The following is a 15015-nucleotide window of genomic DNA, read 5'->3' as shown; positions in this document are numbered from 1 at the left end:
TTGACCTCGACCAGACTTGCATGGTGGGACAAAGCTCGCATTTCGATCAGTGACGCTGGGTGTCGCCGCCGGTCCGCGCCTTCTCGTCGGCGGCCCCTCCGGCTCCCACGAGTCCCCGCGAGACACCGGCCAGCCGGGGCTCGAACCGCTTCATCTCGCGCTGCCCGACGGTCGCGATCATCCCCGGCAGGTAGCCGCGCACGCCCTGCATCCCGCGCAGCCACCACTGCGCGTACACGTGCGGCGAGCGGCGCTCGATGCCGGCCACGATCCGGTCGACGGCCGGGCCCAGCGGGTACGTCCGGTTCGACGGCCACGGCAGCCGCTGGCGCAGCTCCCGCATCACCTCGTTCTCGTCGGCGCCGCGCACCATGTCGGTGTCGGTCCAGGAGAGGTAGCCGACGCCCACCTTGACGCCCTTGTGGCCGACTTCGGCGCGCAGGCAGTGCGCGAAGGCCTCGACGCCGGACTTGGAGGCGCAGTACGCCGTCATCATCGGCGCCGGGGTGATCGCGGCGAGGGAGGCGATCTGGAGGAAGTAGCCGCGGCTCTCGGTCAGTACGGGCAGGAAGGCGCGGGCGGTCACGGCGCCGCCGATCAGGTTGACCTCGATCACCCGGCGCCAGGACTCGGGGTCGGAGTCCGCGAACGGCCCGCCCGCGGCGACGCCCGCGTTGGCGACGACGACGTCCACCTTGCCGAAGCGCCGCTTGACCTCCTCGGCGACCCGGGCCATCGCCTCGTGGTCGGTGACGTCGGCGTACCAGTGGTCGCTGTCGGTGTGCAGCCGCTCGGAGACCTCCTTGAGGGCCTCGGGCTCCAGGCCGACGAGGGCCACCTTCGCGCCGCGCGCGGACAGTTTGCGGGCCAGCAGCTCGCCGACCCCGCGGGCGGCGCCGGTGACGACGGCGACCTGGCCTTCCAGACTCCTGCGAGCGCTCACGGCGTCTTCTCCTTCTGGGTGGTGTCGAGGTAGCGCGCGGTCAGTTCGCGCACGGCGCCGGTGACGGCCTCGGGGGCTTCGATCGGCGTCATGTGCCCCATGCCGGTGAGCTCGGTGAGCCCCACGCAGTGCGGGAGGGCCGCGGCCAGGGCGCGGGCGTGCGCGACCGGGGTCAGCCGGTCGCTCGTCCCGCCGATGACGGCGGTGGGCACGGTGAGCGCGGCCAGGTTCGCGTCCAGGTCCAGCCCGGCCAGCACCTCGGACCAGGCGTGGCGGACCGCGCTGGGGCAGGCGTGCACGATGCGGGCGCAGGCCTCGACCCGGTCGGGCGCCGATCCGGGGCCCATGGTGGCGTACTTGAGCACCGTCCGCGCGATCGGGGTGACCGGGCCGAGCGGGGCGCGCGAGCCGAGGACAGCTCCGGTGATACGGGTCCTCGCGCGCCCGGCGCGCAACGGCACGACCAGCGCCTGCGCGACCAGCCCCGAGCTGCCGGTGCTGCACAGCAGCGCGGCCGCGGTGTGCTCGGCGAACTCCGGCCGGCCGGCGGCGGCCATGATCGTCATGCCGCCCATGGAGTGCCCGGCGAGGACCGCCCGCTCGCCGGGGGCGAGGGCGGCCCCCAGCACCGCGACCAGGTCGTCGGCCAGGGCGGTGGTGCTGTGCGTACGGGCGGCGGGGCTGCGGCCGTGGCCGCGCTGGTCGTAGGCGATGACCCGGTGGTCCGTGGCCAGCTCCCGGATCTGCGCGGCCCAGAAGGCGGTGGAGCAGGTCCAGCCGTGCGCGAGCACCACGGCCGGGGCGTCCTCCTCCCCGTGCACCTCCACGTGCAGCCGGGACCCGTCGGCGGAGGCCGCGACCAGCTCCCGGCGGGCGGCCGGGGGCGCGTAGGGCCCGCTGATCACATGGGTCAGCCGGCTCATGCCGTCTCCTCCCCGGCCGGTCCCGGCCCCGCCGCCGCCGGCCGGGCGGCCGGGACCGGTTCGCGCTCCCGGATCCGTACGACCTCGTACTCCGACAGGTCGACGGCGCGCGTCTCCTTGCGGAACTCGCCGGTCGTGCCGGGCCAGACGGTGGTGTTGCGCCCCTGCGCGTCCAGGTACCAGCTGGTGCAGCCGCCGGTGCTCCACACGGTGCGCTCCATCCGGGCCTGCACCTGGCGGTTCCACCGGTTCACGGCCGAGGGCCGGGCGGCGAGCGCGACCCGCCCGCCCGGTCCGGCGCCGTCGAGCAGGGACAGCTGGCGCAGGTAGTCCGCCATGTAGTTCAGCTGCGACTCGATCATCAGGATCATCGAGCTGTTGCCGAGGCCGGTGTTCGGCCCGATGATCGTCATCCAGTTGGGGAAGCCGGCGGCGGTCGCCCCGCGCAGCGACTGCATCCCGTCCTTCCAGTGGTCGGCGAGGGTGCGGCCCTCGGCCCCCACCACCCGGTCCGCGATCGGCAGGTCCGTGACGTGGAAGCCGGTGCCGAAGACGATCGCGTCGACCTCGGTCTCCGTGCCGTCGGCGGCGACCAGCGTGCTGCCCCGGATCTCCCGCAGCCCGGAGGCGACCACGTCCACGTGGGGGCGGGCCAGCGCCGGGTAGTACTCGCTGGAGAGCAGGATGCGCTTGCAGCCGATCCGGTACGAGGGCGTCAGCTTCGCCCGCAGCTCCGGGTCCTTGATGGAGCGCGCCATGTTCGCCCGGGCCAGCGATTCGATCAGCCCGAGCTGGTTCGGCCGCTTGGTGAAGGCGCTGACCTGGAGCTCCCGGATCCCCCAGAGCAGCCCCCGGCGGGCCGCCCGGGTGAACGGCAGCTGGCGGTGCAGCCAGCGCTCGGTGGCGGAGATGGCCCGGTCGGTGCGGGGCAGCACCCACGGCGCGGTGCGCTGGAAGAGCGTCAGGCGCGCCACGTCGGGGGCGATGGCGGGCACGATCTGGATGGCGGAGGCGCCGGTCCCGATCATGGCGACGCGCTTGCCGCGCAGGTCGTAGTCGTGGTCCCAGCGCGCGGAGTGGAAGACCTTGCCGGGGAACTCGGCGAGCCCGGGGACCTCCGGCATCTTCGGGTCGGACAGCGGCCCGGTCGCGGAGACCACCACGTCGGCGGTGAGCCGCCCGCCGGAGGTCTCGATCTCCCAGCGCAGCGCGTCCGCGTCCCAGCGCATCAGCCGGACCTCGGAGTCCAGCCGGATGTGCGGGCGCAGCCCGAAGGTGTCGGCGACGTGCTCCAGGTACGCCCGGATGGCCGGCTGCCCGGAGAAGGTCCGGGGCCAGTCGGGGTTGGGCGCGAAGGAGAACGAGTACAGGTGCGACGGCACGTCGCACGCACACCCGGGATAGCTGTTGTCCCGCCAGGTCCCGCCGACGGAGCCGGCCCGTTCCAGTACGACGAAGTCCGTGATCCCCTCGCGCCGCAGCCGTACGGCGGCGCCCAGCCCGCCGAATCCGGAGCCGATCACCGCCACTCGCACGTGTTCCCGTGCGCCCTCGCCCTTGCCGCTCATGCCGCCGCCTTCCGCTTCCGCAGTCCAGCCCACACAACCACCAGCGCAACACTGCCAGCAATCACTGGCACAATCGGGAGAGTAGAGCAGCCCCGTACCCATGGGTAGGGGTCGCGCCCGGAAAGTTACCGGGAGTACGCCCTAGGCTGCGGGGATGGCCGAGAACGACACGGACGAAGCGGGGACGGCAGTGCGCGAGTACCGCACGGAGGAACTGGCCGAGGCGGCCGGCATCCCCGTCCGCACCCTGCGCTTCTACCGGGAGCGCAAGCTGCTGCCGCCGCCGCGCCGCGAGGGCCGGATCGCCTGGTACGACGACCACCACCTCGCCCGGCTGCGCACCATCGCCGCGCTGCTGGAACGCGGCCACACCCTCGGCGGCATCGCCGAGCTGACCGCCGCGTTCGAGAACGGCCGCGACGTCAGCCAGCTCGGGGAGCTGCTCGGCATCGGCTGGTCCGAGGAGACCCCCGTACGGCTGTCGCCCGAGGCCCTGGCCGACCACTTCGAGGGCGAGGTCACCCCGGAGAACCTGGCGGCCTCCCTCGACCTCGGCTACCTCGCCACCGACGGCGAGACGATCGTGCACGTCAGCCGGCGCCTGCTGGACGTCTCCTCGGCGCTGGTCCGCGAGGGCGTCCCGCTCGCGGCCGTCCTGGAGACGGGCCGCCGGGTCCGCGAGCACGCGGATGCCCTGGCCGGGCTGTTCACGGAGCTGATCACCGCCCACATCGGGGACGAGGCCGTCGCGCGGCTGCGCCCGCTGGCCAAGAGCGTCGTCGAGGCGGAGCTCACGATGGCGATGGACCGCCTGCGCCAGCCCCCGACGCCCGAGGCCCCGCAGCGCGAGGACCCGACGCTGGCGGGTCAGACGCCCGAAGGCCAGACGCGCCAGCCCCCGACGCGCGAAGGTCAGACGCCGGCCTCGTAGACGACCGTCACGGGCGCGTGGTCGGACCACCGCTCGGGGTGCGTCTCGGCCCGCTCCACGAACGCCTTCACGGCCCTCGCGGCCAGCCCCGGCGTCGCGACCTGGAGGTCGATCCGCCAGCCGGCGTCGTTGTCGAAGGCCCGGCCCCGGTAGGACCACCAGGAGTACGGCCCCTCCGTGTCCGGGTGCAGGGCGCGCACCACGTCCACGTACCCGGCCCGGTCGTAGACCTCGCCGAGCCACGCCCGCTCCTCCGGGAGGAACCCGGCGTTCTTGCGGTTGGTCTTCCAGTTCTTGAGGTCGGCTTCCCGGTGGCAGATGTTCCAGTCCCCGCACACCACGACCTCACGGCCCTCGGCGGCGGCCCGCTCCCTGAGCCCCTCCAGGTACGTGAGGAACTCCCCCATGAACCGGTACTTCTCGTCCTGCTTCTCGGTCCCCGCCTCCCCGGACGGCAGGTACAGGCTGGCCACGGTCACCCCGGGAAGGTCCACTTCGAGGTACCGGCCCGAGGTGTCGAATTCCTCACTCCCGAACCCGACCCGCACCCGCTCCGGCTCGCGCCGCGTGTAGACCGCGACCCCGGCCCGCCCCTTGGCGGCGGCCGGCGCGAACACGGTGTGCCAGCCCTCGGGAACCCGCGCCTCGTCCGGGATCTGGGCCTCCTCGGCCCGTACCTCCTGCAGGCACACCACGTCGGCGTCCGACCCGGCGAGCCACGGTACGAAGCCCTTCTTCGCGGCGGCGCGGATCCCATTCACATTCACGGAGGTCACGGTGAGCATCACAGCACCATAGCGGGACGGTTCCGTACGATGTTCTGATGTCTCACGGGATCCAGCTCCGCGCCGCGCCGTACGACCACCCGGACGCGGTGAAGCTCAACGACCAGGTTCAGCTCGAATACCAAGCGCGATACGGGGGCGAGGGCGACGACACCTACCTCGACCCGACGATGTTCACCCCGCCGCGCGGCCTCTACCTGCTGGCGTACGACGCCCAGGGCGCCCCGGTGGCCAGCGGCAGCTGGCGCGCCATGGACCTGAACGACGAGGGCTACTCGGACGGCGACGCCGAGCTGAAGCGCATGTACGTCATACCGGAGGCACGGGGGCTGGGCCTGGCCCGCCGGATGCTCGCGGAACTGGAAGCCGACGCCCTCGCGGCGGGGCGTACCCGGATGGTCCTCGAAACGGGGGACCAGCAGCCGGAGGCGATCGCCCTGTACCTCTCCTCGGGCTACGCGATGTGCCCGAAGTTCGGCTACTACCGCCACTACGACTCCAGCCGCTGCATGTCCAAGCCCCTCCACCGGCCTTCCTGACCGCGCCCCGGCCGGGGGGGCAGGCCCACCGCCGCCCCCGGCCGGGAACCCGCGGCCCTACAGGGCCACCACGCAGTTGTCCGAGCTGTAGGTGCCCTTCAGGCTGACGACGCCGGCCGTGCCGTCGCCGAAGAAGCGGGAGAACAGACCCGCCGGGCGGCCGTTGAACAGGAGCGGGCCGAACACCGGGGCGATCTCCGCGTCGTGGGTCTCCTGCGCCCCCTCGGCGATCATCGCCAGCCGGCACGTGCGGGGTTCCACGTACTCCTGGACGATGCTCGTGCCCGTCTCCGCGGCCGCCGCCACCGCCGCCTCCCACCGCTCCGGCGACTCCTCCCGTCCGATGAGGACCTGCTTGCCGCTCATCCCGATGCTCTCCTTCAGCACCAGCCGCTCCCGCCCGGCCACGGCGAAGGGCACCAGGTCGACCTTGCGGTCCCCCCGGTTCGTCCACCGGTGGCCCAGCACCCGCGTCCAGGGCAGGTACCGCTCGACCAGCGCCCGCTCGGCCGCCGTCATCCACGGCCGCCCCTCCGAGAGCATGCCCATCGTCAGCTTGCTCGACAGGAACGTCGAGGTCTGGGTCCCCACCAGCAGCACGCCGTGGTCCAGCGCCTCCCGCACCGGGGCGGTGTCGATGCCCAGCTCCAGCCAGTCCGGGATCGTGAAGTCCCTCAGTCCCAGCGGGTAGCGCAGCTCCGGCGGGCAGTCCCACGCCTCGTGCAGGTCCGCCGGGTCGAAGAAGCGCGCGGTCAGCCCGTGGCTGTTGAAGTGGTCGACCTGGACGTCGAAGTACCGGGTGAGGTCCCCCTGGTCCCGGGCGTCACCCAGCAGGGCCACCCGGGGCGCCACCCCCAGCTCCGCCGCGAGGTCCCGGAACATCGCGGTCCGGACGGCGAAGGGGTCCTCGTAGGAGAACGGCAGCCGCCCCTGCGCGTCGGCGTACAGCTTGCGCCACACCTCCATCCGGGAGTGCGACTCCACCGGGCCGCCGAGCGCCCCGCTGACGTTGAACTCCAGGAACCGCGGCCCGTCCGCGCCGATCACCACGTCCGGCCGGGCCACGCAGTGCGCGTACCGCTCCTCGGTGAACTGGTCGTCGAGGAACAGCTGGTGCTCGCTCTCGGGCATGGCGAACGCCGCCAGCCGGCCCTCCGTCGTCGGCGCCGCCTCCAGCGCGGTCCGGCGTACGAGCTCCAGCAGGGCCGCGCTCACCCGGAACAGCTCCGCGTACGAGGCGCGCGGCAGCGCGAGCGGCGCGGCGGGCAGCAGGACCTGGTGCGGGTGGCCGGTGTCGCGGATCTCGTGGAGCAGCATCTCCCGGATCGTCCGGGCGGCCGCCGCGGGCGGCGCCACCCGCTGCCCGCCGAACCACGGGTGGCCCGAGGCCGCCCGGGTACCGATGTCCTCGACCGCGCTCATCCGCCTTCTCTCCCACCTGTGTTGTCCCCTCGGGGACTCTCCGAACATCACATCGAACGCCGATTAACCTGTGGGCCCGACACCGCACGCACAGGGGGTACGACTCATGACGCTGCGCCGCGTCCAGGACAACGAGTACGTCGAGGAGCACGGCGGGGACTACGAGGACTTCGAGCCCGGCATGACCATCAGGCACTGGCCGGGCCGGACCCTCACCGAGACCGACAACACCTGGCTCACCCTGCTCACCATGAACCAGCACCCGTTGCACTTCGACCGCCACTACGCCGAGGGCGCCGAGTACGGGCGGGTGCTGGTCAACAGCGGCATCACCCTGTGCCTGATCGGCGGCATGACCGTGCAGGCGCTGTCGGCGCGCGCGGTGGCCAACCTCGGCTGGGACAAGGTCCGGCTGAAGGACCCGGTGTTCGTCGGCGACACGCTGTACGCGACGAGCCGGATCCTCGGCAAGCGGCTGTCCAAGTCCCGCCCGGGGAACGGGATCGTCACGGTGGAGACCACCGGGACGAAGTCGACCGGCGAGGCCGTCATCGTCTTCGAGCGCTCCTTCATGGTCCGCTGCCGCGAAGCGGGCTGATCCCGGCCCGCCGGCGAGGGCGCCGCCCGGCCGGGGTTCCCCCCGGCCGGGCGCTCTCATCCGCCGGCCCCGGCGGCCTCGTGGAGCGCCGCCGCGGCGGCGGTGTCCTCGATGGCCATGCCCACGCTGCGGAACACCGAGGTCCGGCCGCCCGCCGCGCTCGCCCCGGTCACCAGGGCGCCGAGCTCGTGCAGATCGTCCGGGCCGATCAGGGCGGCGGCCAGCGCGGCCCGTACCTCGCCCGCCTCCGCGATGGCGGTGGCCCGCTCCTCGACCAGGACGAACGCGGACGCCAGGAGCGCCGGATCCACCTCGATCGCGTCCTCGTGGGTCCCGCCGATCGCGTTGACGTGCGCCCCGCGGGCCACCCAGCCGGCCTCCACCAGCGGAACGGACTCCGCGGTGGAGGTCGTCGTACAGATGACCGCGGCGTCGACGACGGCCTCCTTGGCCGTGTCGCACACCGTGACCGCGACCCGCGGCCCGGCGGTGTCCCGGACCCACGCCGCGAACCGCTCGGTGCGGTCCGGGGTGCGGGAGTAGATCCGTACCGTCCGGATCGGCCGGACCGCGGACACGGCCCGTACCAGCGCCCGCGCCTGCACCCCGGCGCCGATCACGGCGAGGTCCTCGGCGTCGGCCGGCGCGCACAGCCGGGTCGCGAGGCCCGCGACCGCCCCGGTACGCACGGCGGTCAGCTCGGCCCCGTCCAGCAGCGCGGTGATCCGCCCGGTCTCCAGGTCGGTCAGGACGACCACCCCGTGGATCAGGGGCAGTCCGCGCCCCGCGTTGTCGGGGGTGAGCGTGGTGATCTTGACGCTGCCCACCCCGTGCCGCTCCCAGACCGCCGTCCCGGCCAGCAGCTCCCGCCGCGGGCCGTGCTGGACGACCGTCCGGGGCGGCGAGGTCGTACGGCCCGCCGACAGGTCCGCGAACACGTCGGCGAGGGTGTCCATCACCCGCGCCAGCCGCTCCGGGCCCGCCATGTCCGCCGCCTCGATCATCACCGGTCCGGCCGGCGGCAGCCCGCTCACGCGGCGGCCCGCTTCGCGCTCAGTTCGGCCACGACGTCCACGATCAGATCCTCCTGGCCGGCGATGGCCTGCCGTCTGCCGAGCTCGAAGAACACGTCGCGCGGATCGACCCCGGCGCGACCGGACAGGTCGAGCACCTGGTGCTTGAACCCGGAGAACACCCCGGCCAGCCCGCTGACGATGCTCAGCGACCCGGTCGTCGGCGGCGCGGGCATCAGCTCGCGCTCGGCGAACTCGGCCGCGTCGAGCAGCGCGTACAGGTCGATGCCGGTCCGGAAGCCGGTGCGTTCCAGCACCGGGACCAGCACCTCCAGCTGGGTGTTGCCCGCCCCGGCGCCGAAGCCGCGCGCGCAGCCGTCGATGATCCCGGCTCCGGCCCCGGCGGCCGCGACGGAGTTCGCGACGGCCATCCCGAGGTTGTTGTGCCCGTGGAAGATCACGGGCACGCCGTCCCCGACGGCCCCTCGGATCGCCCCGATCCGCTCGGTGACGTCCTGGGGCAGGAAGTGCCCGGCGGAGTCCATGATGCCGACGGCCCGCGCCCCGTACCCGACGACGCGGGCGGCGTGCTCGGCCAGTTCGGCGGGGGTCGCCATGTGGCTCATCATCAGCACGCAGTGCGCGTCGGCGCCCTGCTCGCGCAGGAAGCCGAGGTGCCGCTCGGCCAGCGAGGTCTCGGTGCAGTGGACGCCGACGCGGATCACGTCGGCGCCGTGCGCGACGGCCTTGCGCAGGTCCTCGCAGGTGCCCCAGCCGGGCAGCATGAAGACGCCCATCTTGCTGGTGCGCAGGGCTTCGCGCACGGTCGACAGCATCAGGTCGTCGCTGACGGCGGCCCGCCCGACCTGGAGGGAGGAGGCGCCGAGGCCGTTGCCGTGCCCCACCTCCACCACCGGGATCCCGGCGGCGTCGGCGGCCTCCGCGTATCCGCGCAGGGCGGCCACGCCGAGCTGGTGCCGCACCGCGTGCTGGCCGTCGCGCAGCGTGGGGTCGTGGATCACCACGGTGTTCATCGGGCCGCCCCCGTCCCGGCGGCCGGGGCGAGCCGGGCCGCGTGCTGCTCGGCGACCAGGATGGCGGCCGAGTTGATGATGTCGAGGTTCCCCGCGTAGCGGGGCAGCACGTCGCTGTCCGCGATGACCTCCAGGGAGACGACGACCCGGTCGCCGTCCACGCCGCAGGCGATGACCTCGTAGCCGGGCGCGAAGGCCCGTACCCGCTCGGCCGCCTCGGCGACCACGGCGCGCACCGCCTCCGCGGTGGCTCCGGGGATGACGGCGTGCAGGGCCGTGCGGAAGGTCGCCGGGGGCACGGCCGGGCTGATGTTGAGGATCGCCTTGGTGTCGGCCACGCCGGTGAAGGTGGTGAGGGCGTGCCCGGTGGTGGCGACGTACTCGTCGAGGTTGAGCCGGGTCGCGCGGCCGGCGATGCTGCTGGCCACGGTGGAGACGACCTCGATGTACTCCACCTGGAACGCGGCGGCGAGGGCGTGCGCGATCGGGGTGGAGGCCTGTCCGCCGCAGCTGATCAGGCTGACGTTGCGCTCGGTCGGGGTGTGCGTCCCGGTGATCGTCGGCACGACCATCTGTCCGACCTTGCTCGGGGTGAGGTCGATCAGCAGGGTGTCCAGCGGCCGCAGCAGCCGCCAGTGCTCGGCGTGCGACTGGGCGTTGGTGGCGTCGAAGACGACGTCGAAGGGGCGGGGCGCGGCGAGGACCGCGTCGATCCCGTCGGTGCTGGTCGGGTATCCGAGCCGGGCGGCGTGCTCCAGGCCGCCGGAGTGCGGGTTGCGTCCGGCGACCAGGGCGCATTCCAGTACGGCGGACCGGTGGATCTTGCTGACCAGGTCCTGGCCGATGGCCCCGGTGCCGATGACCGCGACCGAGACGGGCGGTACGGTCGCCGGCGCGGCGGCGGTGACGTCCTCAGCGATCGTCATGTCCGGCCCCCTCCGCGTCGCCGAACCGGCGCGCCCAGGCGTCGCCGAGGGCGACGGTGTCGCGGGCCATCCGGGCGAAGGGCGGGCCGACCATGTTCCCGTCGAGGACGGCGATCCCGCCGGCCGCCGACCGGACGGCCTCGGTGACCCGCCGGGCGGCCCGCAGGCCCTCCGGGTCGGGGCGCAGGGCCGCGTTGATCGCGTCGAGTTCGCTCGGGTGCACGGTGGCCTTCCCGTGGAAGCCCAGTTCGCGCGCCCGGGCTATCTCCTCGGCCAGGACGGCCGGCTCGGCGAGGCGGTAGTTGGCGGTGTCGATGCAGGCCGTGCCGTAGCGCGCGCAGGCCATGGCCATCGCCTGCCGGGCGGAGAGCATGCCGGCCCAGGTGATCTCCACGCCGAGGGTGGCGGCCAGGTCGGCCGAGCCGAGGATCAGCCCGTCGGCGGCCTCGGCGATCGCGTCGATCGCGGCGACGGCCGCGGGGGTCTCCAGCGTGACGTAGATCTGCGGATGGGCGCCCGCCGAGGCGAGGGTGTCGCGCACCAGCGTCACCTCGACCGGGGAGTCCACCATCGTCATCACGACGAAGCCGGGGCGGGCCGCCGCCCCGGCGAGCATCGCGAGGTCGTGGACGGCGGCGAGGGTGCCCAGTTCGTTGACCCGCACCGCGATGTTGCGGGGGTCCGGGGCCTTCTCCAGCGCCGCCCGGCACACGGTCCGCGCCGCGTCCTTCTCCTGCGGCGGGACGGAGTCCTCCAGGTCGATCAGGTGCACGTCCGCGTCGTAGGACCAGGCCTTGACGACCCGCTCCAGCGACAGCGCGGGCGTGTAGAGGAAGCTGCGCGGGATGGCCCGGGCGGTGTCCGTCGCTCTCGTCATCGGGCCGCCTCCCCCGGTATCGGGGCCGTCGGGCGGGCACCGACCTCGGCGAGGACCGCGCAGAGCGCGCGGACCTGCTCCGCGCTCTGTCCGGCGCGCATCATGACGCGCAGGCCGGCGGTGCCGCGGGCGACGATCGGGAAGAACACCGGCGAGACGTAGAACCCGGCCTCGAAGACGCGGCGGCCCGCCTCGATCACGGTGTCGTCGCCCATCGGGACGAGGCGGATCGGGAAGGTGCTGCCGGTCTGGTCGGTGTGGATCAGCGAGTCGAAGAGCTCGATGTTCTCGTACAGCTTGTTCTGGAGGGTGACGAGTTCGCCGGTGCGGTGGATCTCCGCCGAGGCGAGGCCCGCGCCGACGGCGGGGGTGTTGAGGAGCTGGGAGTAGTTCAGGGCTCCGCCGAAGCGCTCGATGACGCGGAGCGTCTCCTTGTCGTACCCGTCGAGCACGATCGCCGCGCCGCTGGTGCCGAACGCCTTGTTCAGGGTCATCACGACGATGGTGCGCTCGTCGAGGACGGGGCTGTGCGTGCGGACGTAGCCGACGCCGCGCTCGCCGTACGCGGACATCGAGTGGGAGTCGTCGTAGTAGACGATCAGGCCGTACCGGTCCTGGAGTTCGGCGAGTTCCTTGACGGGCGCGTAGCCGCCGAGGCTGTCGCTGCCGTCGCAGACGTAGGCGACCTGCTCGTACTTCTTGCAGGCGTCCTCGATGAAGTTGAGGTCGTGGTGCCCGGAGGTGACGACCTCGGTCTCGTCGGCGCAGACCGGCTTGACGTTGGCCATCGACACGTGGGCGTTCTTGTCGAAAATCATCAGCGGTCGCTTGCCGGTGCCGAGGTGGCCGGAGGCGATCAGCGGCAGCAGGCCGAACGTCGCGGTGCTGGCGGCGATCGAGCAGACGACGTGGGCGCCGAACAGCTCGCCCAGGGAGGCCTCCAGCTCCAGCATCGCGGGGATCTGGACGCGGCTGCGCGCGATGCAGTGGTCGAGGACCCCGTAGCGGCGCAGGGCCTCGATGCCGCCCTCGATGACCTTCGGGTGGGAGTCGAGGTCCAGGTACGAGCAGCAGCTGAAGTTGACGAACTCGTGGCCCTCGGCGATGTACTCGTGGCCCGCCTCGGTGCGCAGCACGCCTTCGCCGTACGCGGCCACGATCCCGGCGAGCCCGCTGCGCTCGGACATGTCCCAGAACGCGTTGCCGATGCCGATCAGCTTGTCGTTGTTGCGGTACGCGTGGGTCGGGGTGATGCTCAGGCGCTCGGTCATGAGGTCCCCTCGGCGGGCTGGTAGTTGTAGACGCCCTTGAGCTTGCGGAACACGGCGGTGTAGAGGGCCACGCCGAGGACGTAGGGCCGGCGGAAGATCTTCGGGTCGCGCAGCCAGAAGTTCACGTTGATGTTCATCTCGTCCAGCGACTCGGCCTGGTGCCACCAGCCGAGCGGCAGGTAGAGCATCTGGCCCGGTTCGAGGATGAGTTCGCGGCGCTGGGCCAGCTTGGACGCCAGCTTGGGGTAGCGCGCCCAGTCCACGTCGTCGAAGTCGAAGACCTGGGACTTGTCGCCGAAGCCGTCCTTGAGCGAGCGCGGGTAGTACTCCCAGAAGCCGGGGGGCGCCAGGACGAACCGCTTGCGGCCCTCCAGGGCTATGTTGAAGTTCTCCAGCTCGTCGAAGTGGCTCTGGGTGAACACGCCCTTGTGGCTGATCCACAGGTTGGCCGCGTTCATGGGCCGGCGGTAGTCGAACAGCCTGGCCGCGTCGAAGCCGAGGATCGCGTTGACGTCGGCGGGGCTGTTGCGGAAGTTCGAGACGATGCGGTTCCAGGTGCCCGGGTCGGTCAGGTAGCGCTCGTCCTCGAAGAACTCGCGGAGCCTGATCTCCTTGGTGGTCCACCGCTCGGAGTTCTGCTTGTTGCTGGGTTCGGTGAACAGGGTGACCATCAGGTCGCCGAGGCGCTTGGCCACGCCTTCCCGGCCGAGGCCCTGGGCGCCCTGCGGGAGGGTGATCACCACCGGGACGTCGGCCCGGATGAGGGCCTCCCGCCCGAAGGCCATGAACTCGTCGAACGAGATGCGGGGAACCGGTAGGCCCCCGAGGCTCTCTCGCCCGGACACAGGATGTGCTGTATTCACAACTCTGTCCTCATCGTTCATTGTTCTCGTACCGCCATTTTTTTGGTGACCGGTTCGGAGACCGGCCTGCTCCTGCGCAGGGCCGACTGGCCCGCGAGGCTCAGTACCAGGGCGACGGCCCCGCCGCCGACCCCCGCCCACGCCGCCCACGCGGAACTGCCCAGGTCGGCCAGCTGGCCGCCCACGGCCGTACCCGAGGCGATGCCGAGGGCGCCGCAGCTGGTGAGCCACGAGAACGCCTCGGACAGCGCGGTCTTCGGAGCCAGTGACTCCAGCAGCGTGCTGCCCGCGATCAGCGCCGGGGAGATCGCGATCCCCGCGACGACGGCGAGGAAGCACATGAGCAGCGGGGACCGCACGAAGGCCAGCGGAACCACCCCGAGCGTCAGCAGCCCGGTGGTGACCGGGAGCAGCCGCGCTTGTGAGAGGCGCCAGTCCGTCGACCCGTAGACCAGGCCGGCGATCAGGCTGCCGACCGCGATCAGCGAGATGAACACGCCCGCGAGCCCGGGCGCGGAGGCCTCCCGGGCGAACGCGATCATCGTGACGTCGACCGCGCCGAACTGGAAGCCCATCCCGGCGTAGGCGAACATCAGGATCCAGACCCCGGGCACCCCGAGCGCCCGCTCCGCGCCGCGGCCCGGCGCCGGCGCGGAAGCCGGCTCGGACCTGCGGTGCAGCGCGACGGCGATCGAGCCGACGGTGGTCAGGACCAGGCAGGCGACCAGGCCCGCGGCGGGGTGCACCGCGGATGCCGCCACCGTGACCAGGAGCGGACCGACCAGGAAGATCGTGTCGTCCAGCATGGACTCCATGGCGTACGCCGCCCGCAGCAGCCCCTGGTCCACCATGGCCGCCCACCGCGCCCGCATGAACGAGGTGAAGGAGACCGAGGTGCACCCGGCGGCCACCGCCGCGACGGTCATCAGCCACAGCGGCGCCTCCAGCACGATCGACACCAGCAGCGCCGTCATGCCCACCGCATGCGCCAGGCAGGCCGTCAGGAGCACCCGCCGCTGGCCGAGCCGGTCGGCGAGGCGCCCGAGCACCGGGCTGGCCACGCCCTGGGCGATCAGCATGGCCGCCGCGACGGTTCCCGCCTCGGCCATGGATCCGGTGGAAGCGGAGATCAGCAGGAGGCAGCCGACGGAACGCATGGCAATCGGGAATCGGCCGATCATCCCCCAGAATCCCAGCGCCGCGGCGCCCGGTTCCCGGAGCAGTCGAAAATAGGTCCCGAGCCCCGACTTCGGCTCAGACGTACCCTCGGACACAATGCCCCCGTCAGTGCGAAATGGCTATCCGGAAATACCGGCGACCAG

General features: G+C 72.6%; 15 protein-coding genes. 3 read left to right on the top strand and 12 right to left on the bottom strand.

Annotated features, from left to right (window positions below):
• Nucleotides 1-46: 46 nt before the first annotated feature.
• The 3 genes from IE248_RS29510 to IE248_RS29500 are packed head-to-tail and all read right to left on the bottom strand — an operon-like array spanning nucleotide 47 to nucleotide 3434.
• The gene (locus IE248_RS29510) at nucleotides 47-943 is read right to left on the bottom strand and encodes an SDR family oxidoreductase (RefSeq protein WP_100583079.1); all 897 of its coding nucleotides are present in this window, start codon (nucleotides 941-943) and stop codon (nucleotides 47-49) included.
• Entirely contained in the window at nucleotides 940-1866 is a 927-nt protein-coding gene (locus tag IE248_RS29505) for an alpha/beta fold hydrolase (protein WP_008741826.1), read from the bottom strand. Before IE248_RS29505 ends, IE248_RS29510 begins: the two co-directional genes overlap by 4 nt.
• Nucleotides 1863-3434, bottom strand: a complete 1572-nt coding sequence (locus IE248_RS29500) for a flavin-containing monooxygenase (RefSeq protein ID WP_073797612.1) — start codon at nucleotides 3432-3434, stop codon at nucleotides 1863-1865. Before IE248_RS29500 ends, IE248_RS29505 begins: the two co-directional genes overlap by 4 nt.
• Before the next feature lie 154 nt (nucleotides 3435-3588).
• Here IE248_RS29500 and IE248_RS29495 point away from each other — a divergent pair, with 154 nt between their 5' ends.
• Nucleotides 3589-4365, top strand: coding sequence for a MerR family transcriptional regulator (locus tag IE248_RS29495; RefSeq protein WP_190032181.1), 777 nt, complete (start codon nucleotides 3589-3591; stop codon nucleotides 4363-4365).
• Here IE248_RS29495 and IE248_RS29490 read toward each other — a convergent pair.
• The gene (locus IE248_RS29490; protein WP_037793526.1) at nucleotides 4347-5150 is read right to left on the bottom strand and encodes an exodeoxyribonuclease III; all 804 of its coding nucleotides are present in this window, start codon (nucleotides 5148-5150) and stop codon (nucleotides 4347-4349) included. The two genes, IE248_RS29495 and IE248_RS29490, sit on opposite strands and share 19 nt — an antisense overlap.
• A gap of 38 nt (nucleotides 5151-5188) precedes the next feature.
• On the opposite strand from IE248_RS29490, the gene IE248_RS29485 reads away from it, so the two are divergent.
• The gene (locus IE248_RS29485; RefSeq protein WP_100583081.1) at nucleotides 5189-5689 is read left to right on the top strand and encodes a GNAT family N-acetyltransferase; all 501 of its coding nucleotides are present in this window, start codon (nucleotides 5189-5191) and stop codon (nucleotides 5687-5689) included.
• 57 nt (nucleotides 5690-5746) lie between these two features.
• On the opposite strand, the gene IE248_RS29480 is transcribed toward IE248_RS29485, so the two are convergent.
• Nucleotides 5747-7111, bottom strand: coding sequence for a hypothetical protein (locus tag IE248_RS29480; protein WP_073797609.1), 1365 nt, complete (start codon nucleotides 7109-7111; stop codon nucleotides 5747-5749).
• 106 nt (nucleotides 7112-7217) lie between these two features.
• Here IE248_RS29480 and IE248_RS29475 point away from each other — a divergent pair, with 106 nt between their 5' ends.
• On the top strand, nucleotides 7218-7709 hold the full coding sequence (locus IE248_RS29475) for a MaoC family dehydratase (protein ID WP_008741820.1): 492 nt from the start codon (nucleotides 7218-7220) through the stop codon (nucleotides 7707-7709).
• 56 nt (nucleotides 7710-7765) lie between these two features.
• Here IE248_RS29475 and IE248_RS29470 read toward each other — a convergent pair whose 3' ends face one another.
• The 7 genes from IE248_RS29470 to IE248_RS29440 are packed head-to-tail and all read right to left on the bottom strand — an operon-like array spanning nucleotide 7766 to nucleotide 14850.
• Nucleotides 7766-8713, bottom strand: coding sequence for an ornithine cyclodeaminase family protein (locus IE248_RS29470; RefSeq protein ID WP_037793524.1), 948 nt, complete (start codon nucleotides 8711-8713; stop codon nucleotides 7766-7768).
• Between the two features lie 26 nt (nucleotides 8714-8739).
• The gene (dmpG, locus tag IE248_RS29465; RefSeq protein WP_073797608.1) at nucleotides 8740-9756 is read right to left on the bottom strand and encodes a 4-hydroxy-2-oxovalerate aldolase; all 1017 of its coding nucleotides are present in this window, start codon (nucleotides 9754-9756) and stop codon (nucleotides 8740-8742) included.
• Entirely contained in the window at nucleotides 9753-10682 is a 930-nt protein-coding gene (locus IE248_RS29460) for an acetaldehyde dehydrogenase (acetylating) (RefSeq protein ID WP_190032180.1), read from the bottom strand. The genes dmpG and IE248_RS29460 overlap by 4 nt, the downstream gene beginning before the upstream one ends.
• On the bottom strand, nucleotides 10669-11559 hold the full coding sequence (locus IE248_RS29455; protein WP_190032179.1) for an HpcH/HpaI aldolase/citrate lyase family protein: 891 nt from the start codon (nucleotides 11557-11559) through the stop codon (nucleotides 10669-10671). Before IE248_RS29455 ends, IE248_RS29460 begins: the two co-directional genes overlap by 14 nt.
• Nucleotides 11556-12830 carry an 8-amino-7-oxononanoate synthase family protein gene (locus IE248_RS29450; protein ID WP_008741815.1) on the bottom strand — a complete coding sequence of 425 codons (1275 nt, stop codon included), beginning with the start codon at nucleotides 12828-12830 and terminating at the stop codon, nucleotides 11556-11558. The genes IE248_RS29455 and IE248_RS29450 overlap by 4 nt, the downstream gene beginning before the upstream one ends.
• Nucleotides 12827-13714 carry a cupin-like domain-containing protein gene (locus tag IE248_RS29445; RefSeq protein WP_008741814.1) on the bottom strand — a complete coding sequence of 296 codons (888 nt, stop codon included), beginning with the start codon at nucleotides 13712-13714 and terminating at the stop codon, nucleotides 12827-12829. The genes IE248_RS29450 and IE248_RS29445 overlap by 4 nt, the downstream gene beginning before the upstream one ends.
• A complete protein-coding gene (locus IE248_RS29440) occupies nucleotides 13711-14850 on the bottom strand; it encodes an MFS transporter (RefSeq protein WP_229895604.1) in 1140 nt (379 codons plus the stop codon). The genes IE248_RS29445 and IE248_RS29440 overlap by 4 nt, the downstream gene beginning before the upstream one ends.
• Nucleotides 14851-15015 lie beyond the last annotated feature (165 nt).

This window comes from Streptomyces goshikiensis (genome assembly GCF_014650555.1).
Lineage (GTDB): Bacteria > Actinomycetota > Actinomycetes > Streptomycetales > Streptomycetaceae > Streptomyces > Streptomyces goshikiensis.
Note: the sequence above shows the minus strand (reverse complement) of the source record. Positions and strands in the feature narration are given on the sequence as shown.

What these genes read in the sequence shown, in the direction of transcription:
- IE248_RS29505 (WP_008741826.1), bottom strand. Translation starts at nt 1,866, where the DNA reads ATGAGCCGGCTGACCCATGTGATCAGCGGGCCCTACGCGCCCCCGGCC.
- IE248_RS29500 (WP_073797612.1), bottom strand. Translation starts at nt 3,434, where the DNA reads ATGAGCGGCAAGGGCGAGGGCGCACGGGAACACGTGCGAGTGGCGGTG.
- IE248_RS29495 (WP_190032181.1), top strand. Translation starts at nt 3,589, where the DNA reads ATGGCCGAGAACGACACGGACGAAGCGGGGACGGCAGTGCGCGAGTAC.
- IE248_RS29490 (WP_037793526.1), bottom strand. Translation starts at nt 5,150, where the DNA reads ATGCTCACCGTGACCTCCGTGAATGTGAATGGGATCCGCGCCGCCGCG.
- IE248_RS29485 (WP_100583081.1), top strand. Translation starts at nt 5,189, where the DNA reads ATGTCTCACGGGATCCAGCTCCGCGCCGCGCCGTACGACCACCCGGAC.
- IE248_RS29480 (WP_073797609.1), bottom strand. Translation starts at nt 7,111, where the DNA reads ATGAGCGCGGTCGAGGACATCGGTACCCGGGCGGCCTCGGGCCACCCG.
- IE248_RS29475 (WP_008741820.1), top strand. Translation starts at nt 7,218, where the DNA reads ATGACGCTGCGCCGCGTCCAGGACAACGAGTACGTCGAGGAGCACGGC.
- IE248_RS29470 (WP_037793524.1), bottom strand. Translation starts at nt 8,713, where the DNA reads ATGATCGAGGCGGCGGACATGGCGGGCCCGGAGCGGCTGGCGCGGGTG.
- dmpG (WP_073797608.1), bottom strand. Translation starts at nt 9,756, where the DNA reads ATGAACACCGTGGTGATCCACGACCCCACGCTGCGCGACGGCCAGCAC.
- IE248_RS29460 (WP_190032180.1), bottom strand. Translation starts at nt 10,682, where the DNA reads ATGACGATCGCTGAGGACGTCACCGCCGCCGCGCCGGCGACCGTACCG.
- IE248_RS29455 (WP_190032179.1), bottom strand. Translation starts at nt 11,559, where the DNA reads ATGACGAGAGCGACGGACACCGCCCGGGCCATCCCGCGCAGCTTCCTC.
- IE248_RS29450 (WP_008741815.1), bottom strand. Translation starts at nt 12,830, where the DNA reads ATGACCGAGCGCCTGAGCATCACCCCGACCCACGCGTACCGCAACAAC.
- IE248_RS29445 (WP_008741814.1), bottom strand. Translation starts at nt 13,714, where the DNA reads ATGAACGATGAGGACAGAGTTGTGAATACAGCACATCCTGTGTCCGGG.
- IE248_RS29440 (WP_229895604.1), bottom strand. Translation starts at nt 14,850, where the DNA reads ATGCGTTCCGTCGGCTGCCTCCTGCTGATCTCCGCTTCCACCGGATCC.